The 8,705-nt window shown below is 27.8% G+C and carries 6 protein-coding genes; all 6 read left to right on the top strand.

What is annotated here, in order from left to right; all coding sequences use genetic code 11:
• The first annotated feature begins 77 nt into the window (after positions 1-77).
• The gene (locus IMK15_RS02215) at positions 78-587 is read left to right on the top strand and encodes an NUDIX hydrolase (protein WP_046329137.1); all 510 of its coding nucleotides are present in this window, start codon (positions 78-80) and stop codon (positions 585-587) included.
• Entirely contained in the window at positions 584-946 is a 363-nt protein-coding gene (locus tag IMK15_RS02220; RefSeq protein ID WP_046329138.1) for a hypothetical protein, read from the top strand. The genes IMK15_RS02215 and IMK15_RS02220 overlap by 4 nt, the downstream gene beginning before the upstream one ends.
• Complete coding sequence (locus IMK15_RS02225; protein ID WP_192941722.1) at positions 927-1,604, top strand: M48 family metallopeptidase; 678 nt, start codon at positions 927-929, stop codon at positions 1,602-1,604. Before IMK15_RS02220 ends, IMK15_RS02225 begins: the two co-directional genes overlap by 20 nt.
• Before the next feature lie 8 nt (positions 1,605-1,612).
• Positions 1,613-2,692: a M24 family metallopeptidase gene (locus IMK15_RS02230; protein ID WP_046329140.1), complete on the top strand. Its 1,080-nt coding sequence runs from the start codon at positions 1,613-1,615 to the stop codon at positions 2,690-2,692.
• A gap of 208 nt (positions 2,693-2,900) precedes the next feature.
• Positions 2,901-4,226: a ShlB/FhaC/HecB family hemolysin secretion/activation protein gene (locus IMK15_RS02235; protein WP_192941723.1), complete on the top strand. Its 1,326-nt coding sequence runs from the start codon at positions 2,901-2,903 to the stop codon at positions 4,224-4,226.
• Positions 4,227-4,235: 9 nt separating this feature from the next.
• Positions 4,236-8,705 (top strand): hemagglutinin repeat-containing protein (locus IMK15_RS02240; RefSeq protein WP_192941724.1); only part of this gene is annotated, 4,470 nt, incomplete at its 3' end.

An 8,705-nucleotide genomic window follows, 5' to 3' on the forward strand; every position in this document is an offset into this window, starting at 1 on the left:
TCAAAAATACCTAAAAATATCCATATTTGACTAAAAGTTGTAGATATAGTAAAATTTCATCATAGAAAGGACAAAAAATGGAAGGTATAAGACAAAATTTTAAATTTTTAATAGGAGAAACTAAGATACATCCAACTACAAAGATAACACTAGAATATTTAGTTAAACAAGATGCTGTATGTGCTGTAATATTTGATAATACATTAGAAAATGTATATTTAGTTAAGCAATATAGACCTGGTTGTGACGGATTATTACTAGAAATAGTAGCTGGGTTAATAGATAAAGGTGAAGAACCAATACATGCTGTATATAGAGAAATACTTGAAGAAACTGGATTTTCTAAATCAGACTTTTCTAGATTTGTAAAACTAGAAAACGCACAATATGTAAGTCCAGGATATACAACAGAAAAACTGTATTACTATGCTGGGGTACTAAAAAAAGATGCCAAACCTAAAGAACAACATTTAGATTTAGGAGAAGATATTACTGTGGTTAAAATGAGTACTAAAGAAATACTAAAAACATCAGTAGACAGTAAGACAACTTTTGCTATCAGCTATTTTTTAGGAGTATTAAAATGAATTTAATTAATTACATTAGGTCTTTTTTTAAAGAAACTTTAGTAGTTAAAAATGACCTTGGAATTTTAAATAATAGATTTGTAATTAACTTTAAAGATGCAAAAATAGCTATGGTCAATTGTTTGAAAATTGCTATGCAACGTAGTACAGGAAATATTGGGATAATAGACCTAAAGATATCAGTATACACTGAGAATGAACTTGTAAAAGTTAAAGATTTTAAAAATTCTATGAAAATTTTATCTGGAATAAAGAAGTATAATAAGGAGAGCTTCGATTCTTTTCTTAATAAGTTTTTTAACAGTAAGATAAGAGAGACAATTGAAAGTGAATTAAAGAATGAAGATACTTGGCTATGAAATAGAAAGAAAAAGGGTTAAGAATATAAACGTGAGAATTAGACAAGATGGTAGTGTGTACATATCAGCACCTCTTAATTTACATGAAAAATATATAGAAGATTTTTTGATAAAGAAAAGAGACTGGATAGAAAAAAATGTTAGTACATTCAAGAAATTTACAAATGCTAAAAACAATCTAGAACTTTACACCGACACTTCCCTTATACTCTACCTAGGAAAAATATACACTCTTCGTGTATTTCAAAGTCAAAAATTTTTAATCAATATCAATGAAAATGTAGTAGAGATACATACAGATAAAGTGGATAAAGAAAGTATAAAAAACATTGTATATACTAAAATATACTATGCAAATGCCAAAATTCTTTTTAAAAAGCGTATGGACTACTACTTAAATTTGACTAACAACGGTAGTATAAAAGAACTACGTTTGAGTGTTATGAAAACTAAATGGGGTATTTGTACTCCTGCAAAAAGAAAGATAACATTGAATATAGAGCTTATGAAAAAAAGTTTAACTGAGATAGACTCTGTAATAATACACGAAATTGCACATTTAGTTCACCCAAATCACAGCAAAGACTTCTACTTATACATCGATAAATATTTTAAGAACTATAAGGAAATTAATAAAAAATTAAATAAGATATTATAGGAGGAATTATGAACGAAAAAATACAAAAGATTTTTTCAGATCTTAACATAGACGGTTTACTTTTAACCGATTATTACAACAAAAGATATTTCACAGGGTTCACAGGAACTACTGGACAAGCACTAATAACTAAGGAAAAAAAATATTTCTATTCTGACTTTAGATATATAGAACAAGCAACTTTACAAACTAAACCTTATGGATTTACTTTTGTTCGTATTGAAAGAAGAGCAATAGACAATATTATTGAAGGTGTAGAAAAACATAATGTTAAAAGATTAGGATTTGATGATTTATCTATGTCATACAGCGATTATCAAATGTATTCTAAAGCTCTACCAAATGTAGAATTAGTTCCAGCTGGTAATGAAATGTTAAATGCAAGACAAATAAAGAGTCAAAAAGAAATTGAATATTTAAAAAAAGCTGCAAGTATAACTGACATAGCATTTAGTGAAACTCTAAAAATCATAAAAGAAGGAATTACTGAAAAAGAAATTGCTGCTCACTTAGAATATATACAAAGACTAAATGGTGCTGAAGATAAATCATTTGAAACAATAGTTGCTAGTGGTCATAGATCATCTATGCCACATGGTGTAGCAAGTGACAAAAAGATACAACGTAATGAATTCATAACTATGGACTTTGGTTGTTTGTATAATGGATATGCATCAGATATGACAAGAACAATATTCTTCGGTGACAAGGATAAAATATCTAGTGAACAAAAGAGAATATATGACTTAGTATATGAAGGACAAAGCATGGGTATAGAAATGCTTAAACCTGGAGTAATTGGTTCAAGTGTAGAATATGCTGTTAGAGATTACTTCAAGAAAAATGGAGACATGGATAAGTACTTTGGACACAGCTTAGGACATAGCTTTGGTTTAGAAGTTCACGAACCTCCTTACTGTTCAAGAGCTTGTGATGACAAATTACAAGAAAACATGGTTATGACTGTAGAACCTGGTATATATATTGAAAACTTCTGTGGTGTTAGAATAGAAGATGATATACTAATAACTAAAGATGGTCATGAAAGAATAACTAAATCACCAAGAGAATTAATATTTGTTGGATAGGGGGAAAAAACTCCTATCCTTTTTATTTATATGAAATATATAAGGCGTTTCTAATCGTATTCTAAGATTTGCGTGATATACTTTATGTATAAATAAGAATAATAGTAGTTAATAATAATGTTTTTTTCAATCCGTGTGCCTTAGTTAAAACTAAAGCACTTTTTTTATGCTTTTTTAGTATATAATATATTATCCAGAAAGGAGAAATATGAAAAAAATACTACTTTTCTTGCTATTCCCATATATTTTGTCAGCAAAAAATATATTGATTAGTGATAAATACAATATTTTAGATGAAAAATATCTTTCTTTTGAAAATGAAGAAGATTTAAAAAGAGAATTAAATAAATTAACTCTTGAAATGCTAAACAAGGGATATGTGAGTTCACAAATAACACAAGTTAATGGTGAAATATGCGTAAAACCTGGATATATTAACAAGGTGATTTTAAAAGAAGCCAATGCTGATATTAAAAAGAAGTTACTAGGTTTAGAAAGTTTAGAAGGTAAGATACTTAATATATCTGATATAGATAAAATAGTATCTGAGTATGAAAGATTAGAGAATAATGATATAAAGATAGAGATAAGAAAGACTCCAAATAAAGATTTTTATTCTGATATTATCGTTAATAATACTGCAAAAAGAAAGCTTAAATTCGGAGTTGTCGCCTCATATACAGATAAATTTAAATACAATATAAACTTATCAATACTACAACCTTTTTACTTAAATGATAAATTCTCAACTAATTTTAGCATTTTAAATAAAAGTAAATATGTAGGACTTAGCTACTCTTTGCCTATACATTCTAGTGTGGTAGATCTATCCTACTTCTATACTACACAAAAAATAAGTGAACAGGGAAACAGCACTTCACATGAAGTATCTTTATCTGTATCTAAGGATTTGTATAAAGATAAATTAAAAAATTTAAGTTTAGAAACATCAACAAAATTAAATATATCCAAGGAGTATGTTTCTGACATTAAAGTAAAAGATAAAATTTACTTTGACAATGATGTGAATTTGGAATATAATAATGTGCATGTCTTTAAAAATTCAATTTTAAACACTAATTTACAAACAAAAGTTGGTTTAGGATATATGCATAATAAAGAGTTTGAAACTCAGCATTTTCCTGTAACCTTTGATGTAAATGCTAATTTCAAAACAAAATATCTCGATAATACAACACAAGTCTTTGCTTCATTGAATAATAATAACGATTCTAGATATATGTTTTCAAAAGATATAAATAGTATAAATGATATACCACTTAATATACCTAACTCTAGTTACGCATTATCAACTTGTTTTACACTTAAGTATCCTGTAACAGAAAAAGATATACTACTACAACCATTTGTACAATTAGCTGGTTGTGTAGCAAAAGGTGAAGAAAAATATATTAATCTTGGTATGGGAATTGGTATAGACGTGAGAATAAAAGATGTTTTCGCTAAACTAAAATATAGTATAGATAAAGAGAAAAATAAAAGTTTAGGAATACAAATTGGTATAAATAAATAAGGAGGTCGTATGTCTAAATTTAGAAGAGTATTACTAGCACTATTCTTAATTACTTTAGTAAGTTCTGAGGTTATGGCTAAAACAATAGTAGACACTACCAAAAGTAACAAGACAAAAGTAAAAGAAATGAATGGTACTACTGTAATCGATATTGATACACCTAATTCAAATGGCGTATCTGTAAACTATTTTAAACATTTCGATGTTGAAAAAAATGGTACTGTTCTTAATAACAGTAACTCAGATTATGTAACATCAAAGGGACTAAAAATTTCTAAAAATGAAAATTTATCAAGCAATGAAGCTAAAGTCGCCTTGTTAAAAGTAAATGGAACTGAAAAGTCAGCTCTTAAGGGCCTTTTAGAAGCCGCAAGTGGTAGCGAATTAGATGTATATATTTCTAATGAAAATGGATTAGTTGTTGACGGTTTAACATTAGAAAATATACGAAAAGCCGTATTAACTACTGGTAAAATCGATGACAATCTTAACATTACAGTTGAAAAAGGAGATATTAGAATAACTAAAAACGGTCTTAGTGGTTCAAAATTCATTGATCTTTTAACTGTTAAATTAATTAATGAAGGTAAGATAAAGGCAAATGATGAAGTTAGAGTAATTTTAGGATCAAATAACAATGATGCTAAAGTTGATGCATCTAAATTAGGTTCAATGTATTCAAACAAGATAACAATTTCATCACCTAACAAGTTCTTAAATGTTGATACACATGAACTTTTATCTAAAGAAAGTACAAATATAGATATACAAGGTGAATTAACAAATAAAGGGACTATTGCTTCTGAAAAAAATGTAACTATTAAAGCTAAAAATATTTCAAATGAAGGTAAGGTTGATTTTTCAAAAGGTGGTTATGAAATAAAGTGGATAACACCTGATGGAAAGGTATTCTCATTAGAAGATATTAATAGTAAATGGAAGAAAAAATATCACAAATCTTTAACACCTAGTGACACTTTCTTAGCTAACGCTGGAAAGACATTAAGTGGTTTTGTATATGATATTAATTTTACAAAAAAGAATGTAAGACAAGGTGCTTCTTTATACGATAAATTTAACGCTGTACTTGATGAACTAGACAAAGAAGATAAATATACTCTTTTAAGTAGAGAAGAAAGACAAGAATTAAGAAACAAACAAATAGATAGTGGTTTTGTAAATAAGGGAGATTTCTACACTACTGAAGCTGGTGGTAAAAAAGTACTTGAAGCATTTGCAGTAAGTAAGACAAAAGCTGACCAAGCTAAAATACTAGGAGAAAATGTTAACTTAGAAGCAAAAGAAAATGTAATTAATAAGGATGCATTAATATTAGGTAAAGATAAGGTTAGTATAAAAACTAAGAAGTTTGAAAATAAGAACACTTTATCAAATGAAATTGAATTAAAAGATGGATATGAAAATGTTAGCTGGAGAGCTGATATAGATAAAATAAATAATTCTCGTCAATACTATATGCTTAAATACGACATAGACTATGAAAGAGATTTAAGAACAGATTCTAAGACTAGAAAGACTAAAATTGCTGCAGTTAACAAGTCACTAGTATCTGGTAATAGTGTTTCAATTAATGCTGAAAATGTTAATTTATCTGATGAAAAGAATACTGGTATTTCTTTAAAAGGTAAAAATATACAAGTTACTTCTAAGAACTTTAATATTAATGGGCAAAATATAGAAGCAAATAATATTAATATTACTACAGACAAAGCTAATTTAAGCAATGCTGGAATTTATTCAGATAAGGTTAATATAAAGGCTAAGGATATGTCTATTCTAAGCAAAAAAGAAACTGAAATTCTTTTTGATAGAGGAAAAGAAAGTATGCAAAAAGAAAATATTCTTGGTAGCATAATTCAAAGTAATAAAGATATTAATCTTTCTGTAGATAACTTAAAATTAAAAGGTTCTATCATACAATCAAAAGATGGAAAAGTTCATCTAAAAGGTAATAACTTCAACCTTGAAGCAGAAAATATTTCAAAGACATATAACGCTAATTACGATATACCTGAAACATTTAGAAAAATTAAAAATCATGAAAAATTAGAACAAGCTGTTGGAAGCTTTGTATCTGGGAAAGATATAAAGATAGAGTATAAGAAGACAAACACTAAAGGTAGTGGACTTCTAGCTAATAATATTAATATTAATGCTAATAAGGTTAATATTAATACAGCTAATATTAAACATGAATTAGATAGAAGAATAGGTGTAGATAATGGTATTCTTGGTGTAAATTACAATAAAATCAAAAAACAAGAAAATATGAGTATAGGCTCTATTATCCTATCAAAAGGTGATGTAAGTACCAAAGTAGATCAAGAATTTAACTTGATTGGAAGTAAAATTAAAGGTAAAAAAATTAATATCGAAGGTACTTCAATTAATATATCTGGTAAAACAGATACTACAACTACTGATACAGCATCTAGATATCTATTAGCAGGTGATCTACAAGGAAGTTATTCTGGTGGAGTACAAAAAAATGATATAAGTGCTAATGTAGAAATGGAAGTATACAAAAAGACTAAAGGGCATAAGGTTGAAGAAAGCAATAATAAATCACAAATACAAGGTGAAGATGTAAATATTAATGCTACTAAGAAAACTAAAATTGAAGGTTCTGATGTTGAAGGTAATACAGTTAATATACATGGTGAAAATGTAGAAATTACAAGTAAAAAGACTACAAACACAGAACACAACGAAAGTGAAATACATAAAGTAAAAGTTAATGCAAGTGTTAATTTAGGTAAAGATGGTATATCTGCTAATTCAAATAATGAATATAGTGTAGAACATAAAACTACTAACTCTGCTGAAACTACTGAAAATGGAAGCAACATAAAAGGTAAAAACATTTCAATAACTGCAGATAATAAGGTTAAGATTGAAGGTTCTAATGTTGAAGGTAAAGATTCAGTAAAGATTAAAGGTAAAAATGGAGTAGAAATAAGTTCTAAAACTGAAGTTAAAAAATATGAAGCAGCTGTTCAATTATGTAAATTAGTACTAAATGCTAAATTTAAAGAAAAAACTCTAGGTATAGTTGGAACAATAAAGGAATTAGTTGATGAAAGAGATAATATAACTAAATATCTTTTAAATATACCTGGTGCAATAAAGAAATATAAAGATGTTAAAAAGACATTGAAAGAAAATACTGAAAGTATCAAAAAAGCTATAGCCGACATAAAGGCAAATGGTGTTGACCCTAAGACATTAGGAATAAGTGTTGATCTTGAAGGTATGATTTCATACAAACCTGAATATATTAACGCACTTTATACTTCAATAAAAGAAAGTACTATTAGTGCAAAAGAAGTGGAAATCTCTTCTAATAAGGATGTAAACATTAATGGTTCTAAAGTTAAGGGTAATAAGGTTTCAATTGAAGCTGAAAACTTAAATATTAATGGTAGCAACATAGTTGAAAAGACTAACAAAACTGAAGGTAATGTAAGTGTTGGTGGAAAATATAATATAGTGACTAACGAAACATCAGGTTCAGTTGGAGTAAGTGCTACTACTAGTGGAACTAAAAAAGTAACAAATGCAAAATCTGAAATTACAGCTAATGAAGTTAATATAACTACTAAAAAAGACATGAATGTACAAGGAAGCAAAGTAGAAGCTAACTCTGGTCAAATTAATGTAGGAAAAGATTTAAATATTAAACACAAAACAGACAAAAAGACTGAATATACTGCAAATGTAAATGGTACATACAACCCAAATGATAATTCAGGTACTGTTGGTGCTAACTTAAATGTAACTCATGAAAGTAAGAAACAAGAAACTGTAACTAAAGTTAATAATATATCTGTAAATGGTAAGAAAAATGAAACTTCTGAAACAGAAGTTAATGTAAAAGTAGAAGGTAATGTTGCAGTTGACGCTAAAAAAGATGGCACAACAGCTAATGGTAATGTAGGAGCTTCAACTAAACTTAAAGGTGATCATGGAAATGGAGAAATAGGTTTAAATCTTGGTGGACAAGTTGATAAAGACGGTAAACTTGTAAATCCTAAACTTGAATCTCATTCAAAAGGTCAAGTTAATGTTGGTAATACAACAATAAACGTTGAAAATAGTATAACAGGTTCTAAAGATGGAATAACTACAAATACAAATGCTTCTGGTAATACTAATATTTCACTAGATGCTAAACACGCAAAAGGTAATGTAAACATTGGCTTTGGTGGAAATTTATCTTCTAATGAAAAAGGAAAAATAGATGCTAATGGTAACTTTAATACTAATGGTGAAGTAACAATAAAAGGACAAAAAGGTAATGTCAATGGTGAAGTTACACTAGCTGGAAAAATGGATATTACAAAAGGTACTAACAAGCCTACTGTTGCAAGTATAGATGCTAATGGTAAAGGTCATGTTACTGTACAAGGTGAAAACAAACACATCAAAGGTAATGTAACTATTAGTGCTGATGGTAAA

The organism is Sneathia sp. DSM 16631, from assembly GCF_014892235.1.
GTDB lineage: Bacteria > Fusobacteriota > Fusobacteriia > Fusobacteriales > Leptotrichiaceae > Sneathia > Sneathia vaginalis.